The 20,345-nt window shown below is 68.8% G+C and carries 19 protein-coding genes; 13 read left to right on the top strand and 6 right to left on the bottom strand.

The annotated features are described in order from the left end of the window. From cbiT to A5663_RS12085, 3 genes are all read left to right on the top strand, one after another. Positions 1–959, top strand: a 959-nt coding sequence (gene cbiT, locus A5663_RS12095; protein ID WP_068148729.1) for a precorrin-6Y C5,15-methyltransferase (decarboxylating) subunit CbiT, incomplete at its 5' end; no start/stop codon positions are given. Further along, positions 956–1,711 carry a precorrin-4 C(11)-methyltransferase gene (cobM, locus tag A5663_RS12090; protein WP_068148726.1) on the top strand — a complete coding sequence of 252 codons (756 nt, stop codon included), beginning with the start codon at positions 956–958 and terminating at the stop codon, positions 1,709–1,711. The genes cbiT and cobM, both read left to right, overlap by 4 nt. After that, a complete protein-coding gene (locus A5663_RS12085; protein ID WP_068148723.1) occupies positions 1,711–2,436 on the top strand; it encodes a cobalt-precorrin-6A reductase in 726 nt (241 codons plus the stop codon). The genes cobM and A5663_RS12085 overlap by 1 nt, the downstream gene beginning before the upstream one ends. On the opposite strand, the gene A5663_RS12080 is transcribed toward A5663_RS12085, so the two are convergent. The 5 genes from A5663_RS12080 to A5663_RS12060 are packed head-to-tail and all read right to left on the bottom strand — an operon-like array spanning position 2,420 to position 7,723. Then, the gene (locus A5663_RS12080; protein WP_068148720.1) at positions 2,420–3,490 is read right to left on the bottom strand and encodes a phosphotransferase family protein; all 1,071 of its coding nucleotides are present in this window, start codon (positions 3,488–3,490) and stop codon (positions 2,420–2,422) included. The genes A5663_RS12085 and A5663_RS12080 overlap by 17 nt on opposite strands. Before the next feature lie 10 nt (positions 3,491–3,500). Then, the gene (locus tag A5663_RS12075) at positions 3,501–4,961 is read right to left on the bottom strand and encodes a precorrin-2 C(20)-methyltransferase (protein ID WP_068148717.1); all 1,461 of its coding nucleotides are present in this window, start codon (positions 4,959–4,961) and stop codon (positions 3,501–3,503) included. Next, the gene (locus tag A5663_RS12070) at positions 4,958–5,584 is read right to left on the bottom strand and encodes a precorrin-8X methylmutase (protein WP_068148715.1); all 627 of its coding nucleotides are present in this window, start codon (positions 5,582–5,584) and stop codon (positions 4,958–4,960) included. The genes A5663_RS12075 and A5663_RS12070 overlap by 4 nt, the downstream gene beginning before the upstream one ends. A 9-nt stretch (positions 5,585–5,593) precedes the next feature. Beyond that, on the bottom strand, positions 5,594–6,739 hold the full coding sequence (gene cobG, locus A5663_RS12065) for a precorrin-3B synthase (protein ID WP_068148711.1): 1,146 nt from the start codon (positions 6,737–6,739) through the stop codon (positions 5,594–5,596). A 60-nt stretch (positions 6,740–6,799) separates the two neighbouring features. Continuing rightward, entirely contained in the window at positions 6,800–7,723 is a 924-nt protein-coding gene (locus A5663_RS12060) for a TauD/TfdA family dioxygenase (RefSeq protein ID WP_068148708.1), read from the bottom strand. Positions 7,724–7,857: 134 nt separating this feature from the next. On the opposite strand from A5663_RS12060, the gene A5663_RS12055 reads away from it, so the two are divergent. The 8 genes from A5663_RS12055 (at position 7,858) to A5663_RS12020 (ending at position 17,749) form a co-directional block, all read left to right on the top strand. Then, positions 7,858–8,505 (top strand): ABC transporter permease, encoded by a 648-nt coding sequence (locus A5663_RS12055; protein ID WP_068148706.1) that lies wholly within the window; start codon positions 7,858–7,860, stop codon positions 8,503–8,505. Next, positions 8,502–9,686, top strand: a complete 1,185-nt coding sequence (locus A5663_RS12050; protein WP_068148704.1) for an ATP-binding cassette domain-containing protein — start codon at positions 8,502–8,504, stop codon at positions 9,684–9,686. Before A5663_RS12055 ends, A5663_RS12050 begins: the two co-directional genes overlap by 4 nt. Next, complete coding sequence (locus A5663_RS12045) at positions 9,683–10,453, top strand: ABC transporter permease (protein WP_068148702.1); 771 nt, start codon at positions 9,683–9,685, stop codon at positions 10,451–10,453. Before A5663_RS12050 ends, A5663_RS12045 begins: the two co-directional genes overlap by 4 nt. Continuing rightward, complete coding sequence (locus A5663_RS12040) at positions 10,450–11,421, top strand: glycine betaine ABC transporter substrate-binding protein (RefSeq protein WP_068148699.1); 972 nt, start codon at positions 10,450–10,452, stop codon at positions 11,419–11,421. The genes A5663_RS12045 and A5663_RS12040 overlap by 4 nt, the downstream gene beginning before the upstream one ends. 73 nt (positions 11,422–11,494) lie before the next feature. After that, complete coding sequence (locus tag A5663_RS12035; RefSeq protein WP_068148696.1) at positions 11,495–12,961, top strand: NAD(P)/FAD-dependent oxidoreductase; 1,467 nt, start codon at positions 11,495–11,497, stop codon at positions 12,959–12,961. 412 nt (positions 12,962–13,373) lie between these two features. Further along, on the top strand, positions 13,374–16,970 hold the full coding sequence (cobN, locus tag A5663_RS12030; protein WP_068148693.1) for a cobaltochelatase subunit CobN: 3,597 nt from the start codon (positions 13,374–13,376) through the stop codon (positions 16,968–16,970). Between the two features lie 9 nt (positions 16,971–16,979). Next, entirely contained in the window at positions 16,980–17,360 is a 381-nt protein-coding gene (locus A5663_RS12025) for a PPOX class F420-dependent oxidoreductase (protein WP_068148691.1), read from the top strand. A gap of 2 nt (positions 17,361–17,362) precedes the next feature. After that, on the top strand, positions 17,363–17,749 hold the full coding sequence (locus A5663_RS12020) for a PPOX class F420-dependent oxidoreductase (protein ID WP_068148688.1): 387 nt from the start codon (positions 17,363–17,365) through the stop codon (positions 17,747–17,749). On the opposite strand, the gene A5663_RS12015 is transcribed toward A5663_RS12020, so the two are convergent. Then, positions 17,733–18,440, bottom strand: a complete 708-nt coding sequence (locus A5663_RS12015) for a dienelactone hydrolase family protein (protein ID WP_068148684.1) — start codon at positions 18,438–18,440, stop codon at positions 17,733–17,735. The two genes, A5663_RS12020 and A5663_RS12015, sit on opposite strands and share 17 nt — an antisense overlap. Positions 18,441–18,488: 48 nt before the next feature. Between A5663_RS12015 and A5663_RS12010 the strand changes: the two genes are divergently transcribed. Both A5663_RS12010 and A5663_RS12005 read left to right on the top strand, forming a co-directional pair. Beyond that, positions 18,489–18,980 carry an FxsA family protein gene (locus A5663_RS12010; RefSeq protein ID WP_068148679.1) on the top strand — a complete coding sequence of 164 codons (492 nt, stop codon included), beginning with the start codon at positions 18,489–18,491 and terminating at the stop codon, positions 18,978–18,980. Beyond that, on the top strand, positions 18,981–20,345 hold a 1,365-nt coding region (locus tag A5663_RS12005), incomplete at its 3' end, for an amidohydrolase (protein ID WP_068148732.1). It lies immediately after the preceding gene.

Genomic DNA, 20,345 nt, shown 5'->3' with positions numbered 1-20,345 from the left:
GCGGCGACCCGCTGCTGCACGGCGTGGGCAGTTCGCTGATCCGCCTCTACGGCGCCGAGCGAGTGGCCGTCCTGCCGCACGTGTCGTCGGCGACGTTGGCCTGCTCGCGGATGGGCTGGGCGGTGCAGGACACCGAGGTGATCAGCCTCGTCACCAATGCACCGCACACCGCAGTGCGCCGCGGTGGCCAGGCGATCGTGCTGTCCCGTGACGGGGCAACGCCTTCCGTCGTGGCCCGCCTGCTCACCGACACCGGCCGCGGTGAATCCGAGTTCACCGTCCTCGAGCAACTGGGTGGTCCCGCCGAGCGCCGCCGCACCGCCACCGCCCGCCAATGGTCGGCAGGGGCACCGTCCGACGTCGACGACCTCAACGTGGTCGCCGTGCGCTACCTCCCCGACGAGCGGTCGTCCGGGGTGCTGCCCGACGACGCGTTCACCAACGACGGGCAGATCACCAAGCAACCGGTGCGGGCGGTGACGCTCGCGGCGTTGGCACCACGGCCCGGTCAACTGCTCTGGGACGTCGGTGCCGGGTCGGGCAGTGTCTCGATCGAGTGGTGTAGAAGCGGCGTCGGTTGTCGCGCAGTGGCATTCGAACGCGACGAACAGCGCCGCAACCGCATCACCGCCAACGCCGTGGCATTCGGCTCCCAGGTGGACGTGCAGGCGGACGCACCGGCGGCCTTCGAACTCGTCGCTTCACCGGATGCGGTGTTCATCGGCGGCGGACTGACACAGCCGGGATTGCTGCAGGCATGCTTCGACCGGTTGCCGGTCGGCGGTACGCTGGTCGCCAACGCCGTGACGGTAGAGTCTGAAGCCCTTGTTGCACAGTGGTATTCGGCGCACGGCGGGGAACTCAGACGCTTGCAGCACCACCGCGGTGAGCCGCTCGGCGGGTTCACCGGCTGGCGTCCGGCGATGCCGGTCACGCAGTGGGTGGTGGACAAACGATGACCGTCTACTTCATCGGCGCCGGCCCGGGTGCGGCCGACCTGATCACCGTGCGCGGCCAGCGGTTGCTGAGCCGCTGCCCGGTGTGTCTCTATGCGGGGTCGATCATGCCCGAAGACCTGCTCGCCTTGTGTCCACCGGACGCCCGCGTGGTCGACACCGGCCCGCTGACGCTCGACCAGATCATCACCGAACTCGCCGATGCCCACGCCGCCGGCCTGGATGTGGCTCGGCTGCACTCCGGTGATCCGTCGATCTACAGCGCGCTCGCCGAGCAGTGCCGCCGCCTGACCGATCTCGGCGTCGACTACGAGATCGTGCCCGGCGTCCCAGCTTTCGCCGCAGCCGCCGCCGTGCTGGGGCGCGAGCTCACCGTTCCCGGTGTGGCGCAGACGATCACGCTGACCCGGGTGGCCACACTGTCGACGGCGATGCCCGACGGTGAAGACCTGCAGACGCTCTCGGCGCCGGGAGCGACGCTGGTGCTGCACCTGGCCGCCGCGCAGATCGACATGATCGTCCCGCAACTGCTGGCCGGCGGGTACCAGGCCGAAGCACCCTGTGCTGTCGTGGCGTTCGCGAGTTGGCCGCAGCAACAGGTGGTCCGCTGCACGCTGGCGGAACTGGCGGCGCACACCAAGGCGGCGAACATCACCCGCACCGCGGTGATCGTCGTGGGTGACGTGTTGGCGGCCGAAGGCTTCGCCGACAGCTACCTGTACTCGTCGGGCCGGATGCGCAGAGGACGGCACTGATGCGAATCCTGTTGCTGGGCGGTACGTCCGAGGCGCGTGCGCTCGCGTCGCGGCTGCACCCCGACGTCGCGGTCGTCAGCTCGCTGGCCGGGCGGGTGCCCGACCCCGCGCTACCGGTGGGCGACGTGCGAATCGGGGGGTTCGGCGGCATCGACGGGCTGAAGCGCTGGCTGCTGGACAGTGCCGTCGACGCGGTGGTGGATGCCACCCACCCGTACGCCGCCACGATGACCGTGCACGCCGCCGCGGCATGCGCTGAGCTGGAGCTGCCGCACCTGGTGCTGGCGCGTCCCGCGTGGGCGCCAGGTGATGCGCTGGTCGTCTCCGACGACCGTGAAGCGGCCGAAGTCGTTGCCGCCCAGCGGTTTACACGTGTGTTCCTGACGACGGGTCGGTCCGGTGCGGCGGCCTTCAAGGATGTCGACGCGTGGTTTTTGATCCGCGCCGTCACACCGCCCGACACACAGGACCTGCCGCCACGGCATCAAGTCCTGCTGTCCCGCGGTCCATACGACTACGACGACGAATTGGCCCTGCTGCGCGAGCACCGCATCGACGCACTGGTCACCAAGAACAGCGGCGGCGCCATGACGCGACCGAAGCTCGACGCGGCGGCCGCGTCGGACATCCCGGTGGTGATGGTGGACCGGCCGCCGCTGCCTGCCGGGGTGGCGACCGTCGCGAGCGTCGAGGAGGCGGTGGACTGGGTCATCGGTAGGAGCTGATCAGCTCCATCGTGTCCAGTTCGCGGATGGCGCGGCACCCGCGGCTCAGCATCGCCAGCATCATCTCGTCACCGCGCTCGGTGGACGTCGCGAACGCGGTGCCCAGCGCCACCAGCAGCGGAGCTTGGACGACTCCGAGGCGGTAGTCGTTCCAGCAGGTTTCCAGGTCGTACTCCGTGACGCCGTATCCCAGTAACGCCCGGTGGTAGTGCTCGACGAGGTCGCGCTCGATCTCCGCCCGCGTGGCGGCCTCGAGACTGGTCGCGGTGAAGTACGCGAGGTCGCGGGCGGGCAGCCCGACACCGATGGTCTGCCAGTCGACCACCGTGATCCGGGTGCGGTCCGGGTCGAACAACATGTTGTCGAGCCGGTAGTCACCGTGCATCAGCGCGTAGCGGCCGGGTTCGGCCATCAGCCAAGGCGTCACCGAAGCCATTGCGGCCGTGAGCGTTTCCTGGTCTTCGGAACTGATAGACGGTCCGAGCCGGTCGATCACGATGTCGGCGGCCATCCGGCATACGTCGCCCATGCCCTTCGCCGCTTCTGTGTCGCCGGGTTTCGGCATGACGATCGCCGAGAGGTTCATCCACTCCGGCGCACACCAACTCGGGCCGTGCAACCCGGCGAGCGCCTCAACCGCGAGTCGCGCCTCGCCTGGGCTGCACCCGACGATCTGGTCGCCCTGCACCGCGGGCGCCATGTCGGCCAGCAGGAGCACGACATCGGTGCCGTCCTCGGAGATGGCCTGGTGGAAACTGCGCGGCACGGGGATTCGCATCCGGTCGGCGATCAGCGAATAGAACTCGACCTCCGAGCGGTAGCCCAGCGCCACCCGCTCCCGCACGGCGTCGTCCTGCGCCGAGAGCTTGATCGCGAACGACGCGGGCAGTTCGGTCGTGCCACCATATGTCGCGGACACCCGGTAGGTGGCGCCGGTCTGCCCCGTGCCGATCGGTGTGACGTCGACCGTCTCGACGTCGGCGCCCAGCACTGACCCGAGCCACGCCGGCGTTACATCTTCGGGCCCGCGTGGAATGTCGACGACGGAGGTCACGCGCCGGACATTAACACTCTGTCGGATAGCGCCGCGGTGTGAACACCCGGTCGCAGTACCACTGTGTCTGCGAGGAGCCGACGATCAGCAGGCACCGCATGTCGACGTCGCCGGGGTCCAGGTCGGCCAGCCGGACCACCTTGACCTTCTCGCGCGGCCCGGACACGTCGCGGCCGATCACCACCGGGGTGCCGGGGTCGCGGTGTTCGAGCAGCAGATCGCGCATCGCGCCGACCTGCCAAGTGCGGGTCTTCGAGGCCGGGTTGTAAATCGCCAGCACCAGGTCGGCCGCCGCCGCCGCGGTCAACCGCTCCGCGATCACGTCCCACGGCTTGAGCCGGTCCGACAGCGAGATCACCGCGTAGTCGTGACCGAGCGGTGCCCCGACCCTGCTGGCGACGGCCTGCGCGGCGGTCATCGCCGGGATCACCCGCACCGCGACGCCGGGCCACTGCTTGGCCTCCTCGAGCACCGCGGTGGCCATCGCGAACACGCCCGGGTCGCCGGAGGAGACCACCGCGACCGCGTGGCCCTGTTCGGCCAGCGTGCAGGCCAACCGGGCGCGGGCAGGCTCGTCGGTGTTGTCACTGGGATGCCTGCGCTGGCCGGCCCGCGCGCCGACGCGGTCGAGGTAGGGGCCATAACCGATCAGGTCCGTGGCCGCGGCGAGTTCCCGACGACTCTGCGGGGTCATCCAGTCGCTGTCGCCCGGCCCGAGCCCCACCACGGCGACGCTGCCGGTCCTCGCCTCCTGCCGGCGTCGTCCCGGCAGCATCGCCAACGAGAAGTAGGGGACCGTGGCGTCGTCGACCTCGCCGATTGCGAGCACCCGCTGTCGCGACGTGCTCGCCCGCTCGACGTAGAACGCCTCGTCCAATCGTCCTGTCGCCGTAAGTGCTTGGCGCACCGCCGGATACGAGCGGCCCAGCTTGAGCAGCACCGCCGCGTCGGTGTCGGCCAGCCTGCGCTCGAGCTCGTCGGCGGGCAGTGTGCCCGGCAGGATCGTCAACACCTCGTCGCCCTGGACCAGGGGAGTGGCCACCGCTGCCGAGGCCGCGCTCACCGACGTCACTCCCGGCACGATGACCGCGTCGAACCGTGCGGTCAGCCGGGTGTGCATGTGCATGTAGGAGCTGTAGAACAGCGGGTCGCCCTCGGCGAGCAATGCGACGTCGCGGCCGGCCTCGAGGTGGGCGGCGATTCGCTCGGCCGACTCGCGGTAGAAGTCCTCCATCGCTCCCGCATAGCCGCCGGGGTGGTCTGTGGTCTCGGTGGTCACCGGGTAGACGAGGTGCTCCTCGATCTGCCCGGGCCGCAGATACGGTTCGGCGATGCCGCGCGCGATGCTCTCGCCGTGCCGGGCGCTGTGGTAGGCGACGACGTCGGCCTCACCGATGACCCGGGCTGCCTTGACCGTCACCAGTTCCGGATCGCCGGGGCCCAGCCCGACGCCCCATAGAGTTCCCCTCATTCCCGTTCCGTCGCAATCGCATTCACGGCTGCGGCGGCCATCGCGCTGCCGCCGCGACGGCCCGTGACGACCAGATAGGACATTCCGCGCGGCCGGTCGATCAGCTCCTGTTTGGACTGCGCGGAACCGACGAAGCCGACCGGACCGCCGAGTACCGCGGCCGGAGTCGGCGCGCCATCGTCGACGAGTTCCAGCAGCCGGAACAGCGCGGTCGGCGCGTTGCCGATCGCCAGCACGGCACCGCCGAGCCGGTCGGCCCACAGGTCGACAGCCGCCGCCGACCGGGTGGTGCCGAGGCGCGCGGCGAGGTCGGCGGCGCGCTCGTCGGCCACCAGCGAAACCACCTCGTTGCCAGCGGGCAGACGCGACCGCGTGATGCCCGCGGCCACCATCGACGAATCGCACAGCACGGGCGCCCCCGCCGCCAGCGCACCGTGCGCTTTGGCTACCACATCCTGGCTGAACGCCACATGTTCGGCGACGTCGACCTGCCCGCAGGTGTGGATCAACCGCACGACGACACGGGCGACATCGCTCGGGAACCGGGTCAGGTCCGCCTCGTCGCGAATCGTCGCGAACGACTGCCGGTAGATCTCGCCGGCGTCGCGGATGTAGTCGAGCACGCGATCACCCTACGGGTGGCTGGTGCGCGCCCGGTATCCGTCTCCGGTCGCCACCAGTACCTCACCGGTGGGCGGGCTGCCGCAGGCCCGGTCGCAGCCGACGAAGTGGCGGTGACCCGCGGCGGGTTCGTCGCCGGAGCCGGACAGCTCCCGACTTCGGGCCACGGCCGCGGCGGCGTCCGCGCGAACGTCGGTCAGCGAGCGCTCACAACCCGGGCTGCCGGTGCACGCGCTCACCGAGAGCCACGGTGAGTTCTCGTCGAACACCAGACCCAAGGGGGCGAGCACGCGCAGCGCGACGTCGGCGACACCTTCGTCGAGGTCGAAGACGAGGATCGAGCGCCACGGCGTGATCGCCATCGGCGCCTCGATCGCCGCGAGGTACTCGGCAGTCCGCGCGGGCAGCACGCCGAGCGGGACCGCGGCCCCGAGCGCGACACGGCCGTCGTTCTGTTCGAGCCAGCCGACGGGCGGCCGCGTGACCGCGGGCCATGTCGCTCCCGGCGCTTCGGAGGGGCGCAGATCGGCAAGCAGCACGGCTGGATCGTCGAGTTCCTTGACACGCCAGGCGGTTCCACGCTCGACCGCGAACCGCCGAGCTATCGCAATCATCGTCGCGACCGCTTCGTCCAGTGGCAGCCGGGCACCGGTGTCGCGGCCCGCCAACAGTAACGCGGCCGCGTCGCCCTCGACGTGGACGCCGACGTCCGCCCCGAGTCCGGAGATGTCGCCGCGGCCGTCGTCGATGCCGAACAGGAACCGGCCGGGCAGCGCGGCGAGCTGCGGGTCGGCCCGGATCGCGTCATCGAGTCGGCCGACCAGGGGGCGGATGTCGGTGGTCGGGCCGACCCGGCCGGACAGGGGTGAGGCGACGATGTTGCGCACCCGTTCGTGCGTCGGCGACGGCAGCAGTCCGGCGGCTGCCACCGCATCGGCGACGGCGGCGGTGTCGCTGACGCCCCGCAGTTGCAGGTTGCCTCTCGAGGTGAGCTCCAGCGTGCCTGCGCCCCAGTCGGTGGCCGCGCGTGCGAGCGTCTGCAACTGGTCGGCGGTGATCATCCCGCCCGGCACCCGCACCCGGGCCAGCGCGCCGTCCGCGGCCCGATGCACTTGCAGCGCACCGGGGCAGGCGTCCTGGTCGCGCGTCCTGGCCACGGGTTCACGGTACGCCGCACCGACGGCGCGTTGTCGTCCTGGAGAGGGGCCGGTTTGCTGTCAGCCCGCCAGCGCGACCGGACTGACCACGGCCGAGTAAGTGGACGCATCGCCGACGACGATGCGGCTGTGCCGGCCCTCGACATCGATCGGGATGTCACCTGCCAGGGTGACGCGGTTGAGCCGCCGGTACTGGTCGTCATAGTCGGCGACGGCATAGTGCTGCGTGGCGCGGTTGTCCCACAGGGCGACATCGCCGAGCCGCCAGCTCCACCGGATAGTGTTCTCCAGCTTCGTGATTCGCGCCTGGAACAGGTCGAACAACGTAGCGGACTCGGTCGCACCGAGTCCGACGAACTTCTTGACGAACTGGCCCAGAAGCAGCACCGGCCTGCCGGTCTCGGGGTGCACACGAACCACCGGATGCTCGGTTTCGTAGTAGTCGGAGACGAATTCGTCGCGGTAGGACTGCTGTTCGACGGTCGGTGAGACGGTGGGCTCGTCGTGCAGCGACGCGTAGTCGTACTGGTTGGTGTGCACCGCCCAGAGGCGTTCGGCCAACGCGCGCAACGGAGCCGGCAACCGTTCGTAAGCGGCCTGGGTGGACGCCCACGTCGTCGTGCCTCCGTACGGCGGCAGGCTGATGGCGCGCAGGATCGACGCCTTCGGGATCCGGTCGACGAACGTCACGTCGGTGTGCCAGCTGTTGGCCTTGTCGTAGCGGGAATCGATGGGCAGCAAGCGGTTTCCGCGCGACGTCACGGTCGGGTGTGCGGTCGTCGGAGTACCCAACGCTCGGGCGAACGCGAGGTGAGCTTCGTCGTCGAGGCCGTGCTGGTCGCGGAAGAAGACGACCTTGTGTTCGAGCATGGCGGCATTAATCAGCGACGCCGTCGGCGCGTCGATCCCCGCGCTCAGGTCCACACCGTCGATACGGGCGCCGATGTGGGCGCCGAGCTTTATCACCCGCGGAAATGCCGGCACGTGGGTAACCTCCAGACGATGCGTGAATCAGGACGTTACGTTCGTCGCTCGACCATGCGGCGACAAGCTTTGGACTCAACGCGAATCGAACCGGGCCGGGTTTCGGTCCGATCAAGATCGGGTAGGGCAGCGCCGTGAGGGCACTGTGGGACTACGTCATCGCCCATCACGCGCAGTTGATGTTCGATTCGTACCAACACCTCAGCGCGGTCGTCCAGAGTGTCCTCATCGCGACGGTCGTCGGTGTGGCCGTCGGAGTGCTGACCTACCGCAACCCGCTGGCCGCCAACCTCGCGACCGCGACGTCCAGCGTGATCCTGACCGTGCCGGCCTTCGCGCTGCTGGGCTTGTTGATCCCGTTGTTCGGGTTGGGCGTGGTGCCCAGTGTCGCTGCGCTGGTGCTGTACTCACTGCTGCCGATCGTCCGCAACACCATCGTGGGGCTGAACTCGGTCGATCCGGCGCTCACCGACGCCGCGCGAGGCATCGGGATGAGCAGGCTCGACACGCTGGCACGCGTGGAGCTGCGGTTGGTGTGGCCGTCGATTCTTTCGGCGATGCGGATCAGCACACAGATGTCCATGGGCGTGCTCGCGATCGCCGCCTACGTCAAGGGGCCGGGCCTGGGCAACCTGATCTTCACCGGCCTGGCCCGGGTCGGCAGCCCGACCGCCGTTCCGATGGCCCTGACCGGAACGCTGCTCATCGTCGTGCTGGCGCTGGCGCTCGATGCGATCCTCGTCCTCCTCGGCCGGCTCACCACATCGAAAGGCATTCGATGACAACGCAATCAGCCAAAGCTGCCGAGACACCCGGCCGGGAAGGCGTCCGTATCGTGCTCGACCACGTGTCGAAGGTCTATCCGGGTTCCGACCGGCCGGCGGTCGACGACGTGTCGCTCGACATCCCCGCCGGTGAGATTGTCGTGTTCGTCGGCCCGTCCGGGTGCGGCAAGACCACGATGATGCGCATGATCAACCGGCTCTCCGAGCCGACCTCGGGCAAGATCATGATCGGCGACAACGATGCGCTGTCGATCCGGCCGACGGAGCTTCGCCGCTCCATCGGTTACTCCATCCAGCAGGCAGGGCTGTTCCCGCATATGACCATTCGGCAGAACGTGGGTCTCGTGCCGGGCCTGCTGCATTGGGACCGCAAGCGCATCGCCGAGCGCGTCGACGAACTGCTCGACATGGTGGGCCTCGAGCCTGCCCAGTACGCCGAGCGGTATCCGCGCCAACTGTCCGGCGGACAGCAGCAGCGCGTCGGCGTCGCGCGCGCGTTGGCCGCCGATCCTCCGGTTCTGCTGATGGACGAGCCGTTCGGGGCGGTCGACCCGATCACCCGCAGCACGCTGCAGGACGAACTGCTGCGTCTGCAAGGCGAATTGCGCAAGACGATCGTCTTCGTCACCCACGATTTCGGTGAGGCCGTGAAGCTCGGTGACCGGATCACGGTGCTGGGCAACCAGTCCAAGATCCTGCAGTACGACACACCGCAGAACATCCTGGCCAGTCCGGCCGACGACACCGTCGCCGGCTTCGTCGGCTCAGGCGCGTCGCTGCGCCAACTCGGCCTGACGCGCATCAAGGACGTCGAGTTGCGGCCGCATCCGACCGTGCACCAGTCGGATTCGCTCGACGAAGTGCGGAAGGTGTTGGCCGGCAGCGACTTCGACTGGGTGGTGGTGCTCGACGACCGCGACCGTCCCGTCAGCTGGGTGCGCGAGAGTGCGCTCGCACGGGCAACCGCACTGGCCGACGCGGCCGAGTCGCTTGACGTGGTGAGCATGCAGTCCACCCTCGAGGATGCGCTGGAGGCGATCCTGGCCGAACAGCACGCCTCGGCCGTGGTGGTCGGGGCGGGCAGCCGGTACGAGGGCGTCGTCACGCTCGACACGCTGATCGACACGATCACCCGGCTGCGCGCCTCCGCAGAGGCGAGCACGGACGGGCAGCCATGACCGCCGTCACCGACACCGCGCAGTCGGCGCGCGCGAATCCGGGCGAACGCAGGCGACTGCTCATCCAGCCCGTGCTGGTGCTCGTCGTCGTTGCGGCCGTGCTGTTCTGGGCTTTCGACCGCGATCTGACCGCGACCCAGAAGGAGAACATCAACCCCGGCAACATCGCGACGTTGATCTGGCAGCACCTGCTGATCACGGTGGCGGTCACCGCGATCGTCCTCGCGGTCGGCGTTCCGCTCGGGGTGCTGGTGACCCGTCCGGGGGCAAAGCTGTTGCGGCCCTTGTTCATCGGCGTGGCCAACGTCGGGCAGGCCGCGCCGGCGATCGGTCTGCTGGTCCTGCTCTTCCTGTGGACCGGCAAGACCGGGTTCTGGATCGGGGTGCTGCCGATCGCGTTGTACTCACTGCTGCCCGTGCTCGCCAGCACCATCCTCGGCATCACCCAGGTGGATCGCTCGCTGGTCGACGCCGGGCTGGGGCAGGGCATGTCGCGGCGCTCGGTGCTCACGCGTGTCGAGATGCCGCTGGCGGTGCCGTACATCCTGGCCGGCCTGCGCACGTCGCTGGTGCTGGCGGTCGGGACCGCGACGCTGTCGTTCCTCGTCAACGCCGGCGGACTCGGCATCCTGATCGACACCGGATACAAGTTGCAGGACAACGTGACCCTGATCCTGGGCAGCGTGCTCGCCGTGAGCCTCGCCCTGCTGGTCGACTGGCTCGGCGGCCTGGCGGAGTTCTACCTCAACCCCAAAGGCCTTCGATGATTTGCCGAACGATCGCCACCGCACTGGCCTGTGTGCTGCTGCTGGCCGGTTGCGGCCTCGGCGCGGGCGGCGCAGTGCCGCTGAAGGTCGGGCCGGGTTCGATTCAACCCGACCCCGCGCTGAAAGGCGTGCCGATCACCGTGGGCTCCAAGGAGTACACCGAGCAGGTGATTCTCGGATACATCCTCGAATACACGCTGGCGGCTGCCGGAGCCGACGTGCGGGACCTCACCGGCATCGTCGGCTCGCGCAGCACCAGAGGCGCTCAGCTGTCGGGTCAGGTCGACGTCGCCTACGAATTCACCGGCAATGCGTGGATCAACTATCTCGGCCACGAAAAGCCGATCCCCGGCAGCCGACAGCAGTTCGAAGCGGTCCGCGAGCAGGATCTCGCCCGCAACGACATGGTGTGGCTGGAGCCGGGACCGATGGACGACACCTACGCGTTGGCGGCGAGCCAGAAGGTGGCCGAGCGGACCGGCGTGCGCACGTTGTCGCAGTACGCCGATCTGGTCAAACGCAATCCGGCGGCCGCGCGCACCTGTGTCGACACCGAGTTCCGCGCGCGCCAGGACGGTTACCCCGGGATGGCAGCGGCATACGGCTTCGACCCGGCCCGCGCACAGACGCCGGTGCTGCAGGTCGGCATCATCTATCAGGCGACGGCGGACGCGACACAGTGCGACTTCGGGGAGGTGTTCACCACCGACGGCCGCATCGCTGCGCTCGACCTCGTGGTGCTCACCGACGACAAGCAGTTCTTCGCCCACTACAACCCGTCGGTGACGATGAAACGCTCGTTCTACGAGGCACATCCGCAGATCGCCGAAGTGACCGCGCCGGTCACCGCAGCGCTCACCAACGACGCGATCATCGAGATGAACAAGCAGGTCGATGTCGAAGGTCGCGATCCGAGCGTGGTGGCGCGCGACTGGATGGTGGGCAAAGGTTTCATCACCGCGCAGTAGCCGGGCTGTTCGTCGATTGCGTCAATAACGGTGCGGCCGCGGCGTACGCTTTTGCTCGCCAAAAGGGGGCCGCATGGCAGAGAAACGCGCAGTGAAGGTCGCGATCGTCGGCGCCGGTATGTCCGGCATATGCATGGCGGTCAAGCTGCAGGACGCCGGCATCGACGACTTTGTGCTCTTCGAGGCGGCTGATGACGTCGGCGGAACATGGCGGGACAACACCTATCCGGGACTCACCTGCGACGTGCCGTCGCGCTTCTATTCGTACTCGTTCCGGCCGAACCCGAACTGGTCGCACCTCTACTCGCCGGGTCGCGAAATACATTCCTACTTCAGCCAGGTTGCCACCGAACGGGGCATCCGACCGCACATCCGGTTCGGCACGGCCGTCGAATCCGCGCGCTACGAACGCGGGCGATGGGTCGTGAAAACCGCCGAGGGCGACGAGTACTTCGATGTCCTCGTCACTGCGACCGGAGTGTTGCGGGTTCCCCGGACGCCCGCCATCCCGGGGCTGGACACGTTCGCCGGCCCGTGCTTTCACTCTGCGCGGTGGGACCACTCGATCACGTTGAGCGACAAGAGGATCGGTGTGATCGGCACCGGTTCGACCGGTGTGCAGATCGTCGCCGAACTCGGCGGGAACGTGCGGGAGCTCAACGTCTTCCAGCGCACACCGCAGTGGGTGTTCCCGGTGCCCAACTTGCGCTACTCACGGCTGACCAAGGCGGTGCTACGTCGCTGGCCGGCGCTGTCCATGGTCGGGTACCGGTTCTGGCAGAAGGCGTTCGAACGATTCCCGGCCCGCGCGGTCGTCGAGCCGGGCTGGCAGAGGCGGGTGATGGTGGCGCTGTGCCGGCTGAACCTTCGCCTGTCCGTTCGGGACCCAGATCTGCGGGCGAGGCTGACGCCGGCGTATCACCCGATGTGCAAGCGCCAGGTGTTCGCCGGTCACTACTACCGGGCACTGCAGAAGCCCGGCGTCCGACTCATCACCGACACGATCGACCGGGTCGAGCCGCGCGGCGTGGTGACCGCCGACGGCACCCTGCACGAACTCGATGTGCTGGTGCTGGCGACCGGCTTCGACGCGCGCGCCTATGTCCGCCCGATGAAGATCGTCGGAGCGCAGGCGCTCACGCTCGACGAAGCGTGGGCCGCGGGGCCCCATGCGTACCGATCGGTGGCCATGCCCGGGTTCCCCAACCTCTTCATGCTGATGGGCCCCCATTCGCCGATCGGCAACCAGTCGCTGGTGATCATCGCCGAGCATCAGGCCGACTATGCGATGCAGTGGATCAACCAGATCCGCGACGGCCATATCGTCGCCGCTGCGCCCAGTGAAGTGGCGACCAAGGAATACAACGAGGACATGAAAGCCGCGATGCCCCAAACGGTTTGGGTGACTGGCTGCAACAGCTGGTACCTCGGCAAGGACGGTCTGCCCGAGCTGTTCCCGTGGCGGCCCGAGCGGCACCGCGAGTTGTTGAGCAGTCCTGAGTTCGCCGACTTCGAGGTGCAGACAACCGCCGATCTGTGACGTCCGTCACAGCAGGACATCGAGTGATCCGTGCCACACAGATCGGTCACAAACGCCGTTCCGAGTCGTAGATTCCCGGTTACTGCACGCGTGTGTAGTAACACTCAGGAAGGTACGACGATGTTCGAACTCCTTGTCTTCGGCGCTTTGTTGGTCGTGCTCATCGCCGCGCTCGGGCTGCCCTACCCCCAGAGCACCTACGGCCGCTGGAACCGGCGCTGACCAGTTTCCAATCTGCGAGTTCCCATCTGCGGTGAGCGTGCGTGTTTGCTTTGCGACACGCCGCCCACGGGCAGCAAGTCCGCACGTTCAGCGCGTGCCGACCGTGCACAAACTGTTGCTGCAGCGCGGCGTGTCGGGTGCAGACCCGCACGCTCGCGCCGGAGGGTGGGGCGTGCGGTAGTAATGGTGGGTGGCTAGCCCGGCTTCGGAGCCTTCTACCGATCCCACCGTCCTACTTCTGTCGACGTCCGATACGGACCTCATCACCGCCCGCGCGAGCGGTGCCCGGTACCGGTGGGCCAACCCGTCGCGGCTCGTCGACGGCGAACTCGAGGACCTGCTACGTGACGCCGACATCGTGGTCATCCGCATCCTCGGCGGCTACCGCGCCTGGCAGGACGGCATCGACACCGTGGTGGCCGGCGGCGTCCCGACGGTCGTCGTCAGCGGTGAACAGGCGCCCGACGCGGAGCTGATGGCTCACTCGACCACACCCGCGGGCGTGGCACTGCAGTCGCACGTCTACCTGGCTCAGGGCGGGGTGCCGAATCTGCGCCAGCTGCACGCGTTTCTGTGCGACACGCTGTTGATGACGGGCTTCGGCTTCCTCCCTCCGCAGAGCACGCCGACCTGGGGTGTGGTGCACCGTGACGGCGGGAATGACGACGGGCCCACGGTCGCGGTGCTGTACTACCGCGCGCAGCACCTCGCCGGCAACACCGCATACGTCGACGCGCTGTGCGACGCGATCGACGAGGCCGGGGGCCGCGCGTTGCCGGTCTTCTGCGCGTCGCTGCGCACAGCCGACGCGGAACTCCTCGATCTGCTCGGCACCGCGGATGCCCTTATCACCACTGTGCTCGCCGCTGGTGGCGCGACCCCGGCGACGGCGGCGGCCGGTGGCGCTGACGACACCTGGGACGTCGCCCACCTTGCGGCGCTGAACGTGCCGATCCTGCAGGGGTTGTGCCTGACGAGTTCGCGGGCGCAGTGGGAGGTCAACGACGACGGTCTCTCCCCGCTCGACGTCGCCACCCAGGTCGCGGTGCCCGAATTCGACGGCCGCATCATCACGGTGCCCTTCTCGTTCAAGGAGATCGACGACGAGGGCCTGATCTCCTATGTGCCCGATCCCGAGCGCTGCGCCCGCGTGGCGGGGCTCGCCGTGCGGCACGCGCGGCTGCGCTCGATCCCGTTGGCGGACAAGCGCATCGCGGTGGTGTTCTCCGCCTACCCGACCAAGCACGCCCGCATCGGCAACGCCGTCGGCCTCGACACTCCGGCCAGCGCCGTCGCGCTGCTGCGCGCCATGCGTGAGCACGGATACCGGATCGACGACATCCCCGGACTCGACTCCGGCGATGGAGACGCGCTCATCCACGCACTGATCGAACGCGGCGGCCAGGACCCTGACTGGCTCACGCAGGGGCAGCTCGAGGGCAACCCGATCCGGGTGTCGGCCAAGGACTATCGCGACTGGTTCGCCACCCTGCCCGCCGAGTTGGCCGACGCGGTCGTCGAGCACTGGGGTCCGCCGCCGGGTGAGTTGTTCGTCGACCGCAGCGCGAACCCCGACGGCGAGATCGTCATCGCGGCGTTGCGTGCGGGCAACGTCGTGCTGATGGTGCAGCCGCCGCGTGGGTTCGGCGAGAACCCGGTGGCGATCTATCACGACCCCGATCTGCCGCCCAGCCATCACTATCTGGCGGCCTACCGCTGGATCGAGCACCAGTTCCACGCCGATGCGGTCGTCCACCTGGGCAAGCACGGAAACCTGGAGTGGTTGCCGGGCAAGACGCTGGGGATGTCGGCGGCCTGCGGTTCCGACGCCGCGCTGGGCAATCTGCCGTTGATCTACCCGTTTCTGGTCAACGATCCGGGGGAGGGCACGCAGGCCAAGCGCCGCGCGCACGCCACGCTGGTCGACCATCTGATCCCGCCGATGGCCCGCGCCGAAACCTACGGCGACATAGCGCGATTGGAACAACTGCTCGACGAGCACGCGAACGTCTCCGCTCTCGACCCGGGAAAGCTGCCCGCGATCCGCCAGCAGATCTGGACACTGATGCGCGCGGCGAAGATGGACCACGATCTCGGGCTGGCGGAGCGGCCCGAGGAAGACTCCTTCGACGACATGCTGCTGCACGTCGACGGCTGGCTGTGTGAGATCAAGGACGTCCAGATCCGCGACGGGCTGCACATCCTTGGCCAGACCCCCAGCGGTGAAGACGAACTCGATCTGGTGCTCGCCGTCCTGCGGGCCCGCCAGCTGTTCGGCGGCGAACAGACTGTGCCTGGGCTGCGGCAGGCGCTCGGCTTGGCAGAGGACGGCAACGACGAGCGCGCGGCGGTCGACGCCGCCGAAGCACAAGCGCGCGAACTCGTTGCGGCGCTGCAGGAGTCGGGATGGAATCCCGATGCGGCCGAGACCCTGACCGACAACGCCGACGCCGCCGCGGTGCTGCGGTTCGCCGCCACCGAAGTGGTGCCGCGCCTGGCCGGCACCGCACAGGAGATCGTGCACATCCTGCGGGCGCTGGACGGACGCTTCATCGCCTCGGGCCCGTCGGGCTCCCCGTTGCGCGGCCTGGTGAACGTGCTGCCGACGGGACGCAACTTCTACTCGGTGGATCCCAAGGCTGTGCCGTCGCGGCTGGCGTGGGAAACCGGTGTGGCGATGGCGGATTCGCTGCTGGAGCGCTATCGCACCGACTACGGCGACTGGCCACGATCGGTCGGCCTGTCGGTGTGGGGCACCTCGGCGATGCGCACCGCCGGTGACGACATCGCCGAAGTGCTCGCGCTGCTCGGGGTCCGCCCGGTGTGGGATGAGGCATCGCGAAGAGTGGTCGACCTCGAGCCGATCGCACTCGACGATCTCGGCAGGCCGCGGATCGATGTGACGGTGCGGATCTCGGGCTTCTTCCGCGACGCGTTCCCGCACGTCGTCGCGATGCTCGACGACGCCGTGGCGCTGGTGGCCGGGCTCGACGAACCCGACGAGCACAACTACGTGCGCGCCCACGCCCAGGCCGACCTTGCCGAGCATGGCGATGAAAGACGCTCCACCACACGGATTTTCGGTTCGAAGCCGGGCACCTACGGCGCCGGCCTGCTGCAGCTGATCGACAGCCGCAACTGGCGCGACGATGCGGATCTGGCCGAGGTGTACACCGCCTGGGGCGGATTCGCCTACGGCCGCGGCCTCGACGGGGCGCCGGCCGCCGACGACATGAACCGGCAGTACCGTCGGATCGCGGTGGCCGCCAAGAACACCGACACCCGCGAGCACGACATCGCCGACTCCGACGACTACTTCCAGTACCACGGCGGCATGATCGCCACGGTGCGAGCGCTGACCGGGAAGGACCCGGCCGCCTACATCGGCGACAACACCCGCCCGGACGCGGTGCGCACCCGCACCCTGAGCGAGGAGACCACCCGGGTGTTCCGTGCGCGCGTCGTCAACCCGCGCTGGATAAACGCGATGCGCAGGCACGGCTACAAGGGGGCGTTCGAGATGGCCGCCACCGTCGACTACCTGTTCGGCTACGACGCCACCGCCGGCGTGATGGCCGACTGGATGTATGAGCGGCTGTCGGCGGAGTACGTGCTCGACGACGAGAACCGCAAGTTCATGGCCGAATCGAATCCCTGGGCGCTGCACGGCATGGCCGAGCGACTGCTCGAGGCGGCCGAACGCGGCTTGTGGGCCGCACCGGAGAAGGCCACCGTCGACGGCCTGCGTCAGGTGCTGCTGGAGGCCGAAGGCGCCCTGGAAGGCTAGGTTGGTGGCGTGGCTGCCACCTTCGCCGACGTCGTCGGGTCCGAGTACATCCTGCTCACCACGTTCACCAAGGACGGCAGGCCCAAGCCGACGCCGATCTGGGCGGCTCCGGGCGCGGACGGACTGGTGGCCATCACGCAGGAGAAGTCCTGGAAGGTCAAGCGGATCCGCAACACGGCGCGGGTCACGATCGCGCCGTGCGATGTGCGCGGCAACCCGAAAGGTGAGCCGGTCGAGGCGGTCGCGGCGATCCTGGACAAGTCCGCCAACGGCGCGACCTACGACGCGATCGGCAAGCGGTACGGCCTGCTCGGCAAGACGTTCAACGTTTTCTCCAAACTGCGCGGGGGAATGAAGAACAACGTGACCATCGCGATCAGGGAGCAGTGAGCATGGCCGACACCTTCTCCGAGGTCGCCCATTCGAAATACATCCTGCTGACCACGTTCACCAAGGACGGCAGGCCGAAGCCGACACCGATCTGGGGTGCCCCCGAAGGCGACAAGCTGCTGGTCATCACCGACGACGGATCTTGGAAGACCAAGCGCATCGCCAACACTCCGCGGGTGACCATCCAGAAGTCGAGCGCGCTCGGCAAGCCGAAGGGTGAACCGGTCGAGGCGGTCGCCCGCGTGCTGCCCAAGTCCGAGACCCGTCGCGTCTTCGACAAGGTGACCAGGCGTTACTGGTGGCATGCGTGGTGGTGGATTCCGCAGGCACTGTTCCGCGGCGGCATCGACAAGGTGCACATCGGGCTGGAGATCAAGGACGCGGCGTAGCCGCCAGGTGCTCACCGAAGAACGAGAAGACGCGCCCCCAGGCGTCGTTCGTGGCGGCCTCGTCGTAGCCGAAGCCGGTGATCCGCAACAGCGGCTGTCCCGGCAGCTTGTTGGCGAAACTGTGCCCGGCTTCCGGGTAGACCTTGATGTCGGCGGGAATCGCTTTGTCCTGCACCACTTTTCGTAACCGGTCGGCGGCTCCGATGCCCAGGGGATCTCGCCGGCCGAAGCTGGCGACGATCGGGCATGCACCGGTCAGCGTTTCGTCGAGCGGACGCGGAAGTGGCGTGCCGCAGAACGGAGCCGAGGCCCCGAAGCCTTTGGGTGACATCACCAAGGCGAACTGGCCGCCCATGCAGAACCCCGCAATCCCGACGGCACCCGAGCACTCGGTCATCGCCAGCACGTGCTCGCGGGCGGCGAGGATGTCGTCGAGCGCGCGACCACGCTTGCTGAGCAGTTCGCGGAACACCCGGGTGATGCAGCGTGCGCGACCGCCCCGCGAATACAGATTCGGGGTGATCGCGATGAAGCCCGCCGCACTGATGCGCGCCGACGTCGACTCGTTGTCGGGCGCGTAACCGATCGCGTCGTGCACCACCACGATCGCCGGCCACGGACCGTCGCCGTCCGGCACCGAGAGCAGTGCGTCGATCGGGCCGCCGGGAGTGTCGATCTCGATCGTCGTCACATCGTCAATCTACGGAACCTCGGCGGGTGGTTCGGACGTTTACCGCGTATGGCGGTGCGACTGTTTCTGCTCTATGTGATCCTCGAGGTCGCGGTCGTGGTGGCCCTGGTCTCGACGATCGGCGTCGCCTGGACGCTTCTGCTGCTGCTCGGGGCATTCGTGCTCGGCCTGGCCCTGGCCGGTTCGCAGCTACGACGTCAGCTCGCGCGACTGCGCTCGGGCCTGACGGCGTCGACTGTGCACGGCGCCGCCGCCGACAGCGCGCTCGTCGCTCTCGGCACTGTGCTCGTCGTCATCCCGGGTCTGGCCTCTTCGGTGCTGGGCGCCCTGCTGTTGTTGCCTCCGACGCGGGCCGTAGCCCGCCCGATGCTGACAACGGTGCTCGGCCGGCGGATACCGCTTGTCACCGCCGGAGCCTGGCGATCGGCAGGCGTCCGGGGCGACTACATCGACGGGGAGGTCGTCGACGTCGTCGATGTCGACCCGCCCGCGGTGGAGCGCACGCCCCGGACCACCGGGGAGCATGAGAACCTGCCGTAGGTGACGACCCTTCTGCTCAACGGGCGGATCTACAGCCCAGCCATGCCTGACGCCACGGCGGTAGCGGTCCGCGACGGCGTGATTGCCTGGCTGGGCAGCGACGACGTCGGCCGCGGGCAGTTCCCCGAAGCACAGGTCGTCGACCTCGGCGGCGCGTTCGTCGCGCCCGCGTTCGTCGACAGCCACATCCACCTCACCGCGACAGGGCTTTCGCTGACCGGGCTCGACCTGCGTGCCGCCACCTCACTGCAGCAGTGCCTGCAGATGCTCGCCGAGCACGCCGGCGCGCAGCCCGACGGCCCGATCTGGGCGCACGGGTGGGACGAGTCGAACTGGCCCGAGCGCACCGCGCCCAGCACCGAGGACGTCGATGCCGTCGTCGGTGGCCGACCGGCCTACCTCGCGCGGGTCGACGTGCACTCGGCTGCGGCGTCCACACCGCTGCGCAGGCTCTGCGCCGGACTGGCCGACGCTGACGGGTACGCGCCGCAACAACCGCTGACAGGGGAGGCGCACCACCTGGTTCGCGCCGCCGCGCGGGCAGGGCTGACCCCCGGGCAGCGCGACCGCGCGCGGACGGCCGCGTTGAACGAGGCGGCAGCCGCGGGCATCGTCGCCGTGCACGAGTGCGCGGGCCCCGATATCGGCGGCCTCGACGACTGGGACGAGATTCGGGCCCTCGAGCACGGCATCGAGATCGTCGGCTACTGGGGCGAAGCGGTCACCACGGCCGCCGAGGCGCGCGCGCTGCTGGAATGCACCGGTGCTCGCGGATTGGCGGGCGACCTCTTCGTCGACGGCGCACTCGGCTCGCGAACAGCCTGGCTGCAGCGGCCGTACGCCGACGCGCCGGACTGCGTGGGAACCGCGTACCTGGACGGTGAGGCCATCGCGGCGCACCTGCACGCCTGTACCGAGGCGGGCATCACGGCGGGCTTTCACGTCATCGGCGACGCGGCAGCGGCAGCCGCAGTCGATGCGTTCGAGTCTGTCGTCGCGACATTCGGCGCGCCGGCGGTCGCCCGGTGCGGGCATCGGCTCGAGCACCTCGAGATGGTCACCGAAGAGCAGGCGCGCCGCCTCGGTGCCTGGGGCGTGCTCGCGAGCATGCAGCCCAACTTCGACGCGCTGTGGGGTGGTGGGAACGGCATGTACGCCCAGCGTCTCGGCGTCGAGCGCGCCCGGTCGTTGAACCCGTTCGCGCTGTTAGCATCCCAAGGCGTGCCTCTCGCGTTCGGTTCCGACAGCCCTGTCACCGGCATGGACCCGTGGGCGACGGTGCGCGCGGCGACGCGACCGCACCGGGCACCAATGTGCCCGTCATCCCGTCGCGCACGCCGGCGGCCCGCCACGCGCCGCGAGTGC

This window comes from Mycobacterium sp. E740 (assembly GCF_001672895.1).
Classification (GTDB): Bacteria; Actinomycetota; Actinomycetes; order Mycobacteriales; family Mycobacteriaceae; genus Mycobacterium.
This window is presented reverse-complemented; position numbering and strand designations above follow the sequence as displayed.

Bases quoted from the DNA above. Each gene is read 5' to 3' on its own strand.
- A5663_RS12035 (WP_068148696.1), top strand. From the start codon at position 11,495: ATGGCAGAGAAACGCGCAGTGAAGGTCGCGATCGTCGGCGCCGGTATG.
- A5663_RS12075 (WP_068148717.1), bottom strand. From the start codon at position 4,961: ATGAGGGGAACTCTATGGGGCGTCGGGCTGGGCCCCGGCGATCCGGAA.
- cobM (WP_068148726.1), top strand. From the start codon at position 956: ATGACCGTCTACTTCATCGGCGCCGGCCCGGGTGCGGCCGACCTGATC.
- A5663_RS12085 (WP_068148723.1), top strand. From the start codon at position 1,711: ATGCGAATCCTGTTGCTGGGCGGTACGTCCGAGGCGCGTGCGCTCGCG.
- A5663_RS12010 (WP_068148679.1), top strand. From the start codon at position 18,489: ATGGCGGTGCGACTGTTTCTGCTCTATGTGATCCTCGAGGTCGCGGTC.
- A5663_RS12040 (WP_068148699.1), top strand. From the start codon at position 10,450: ATGATTTGCCGAACGATCGCCACCGCACTGGCCTGTGTGCTGCTGCTG.
- A5663_RS12020 (WP_068148688.1), top strand. From the start codon at position 17,363: ATGGCCGACACCTTCTCCGAGGTCGCCCATTCGAAATACATCCTGCTG.
- A5663_RS12050 (WP_068148704.1), top strand. From the start codon at position 8,502: ATGACAACGCAATCAGCCAAAGCTGCCGAGACACCCGGCCGGGAAGGC.
- A5663_RS12045 (WP_068148702.1), top strand. From the start codon at position 9,683: ATGACCGCCGTCACCGACACCGCGCAGTCGGCGCGCGCGAATCCGGGC.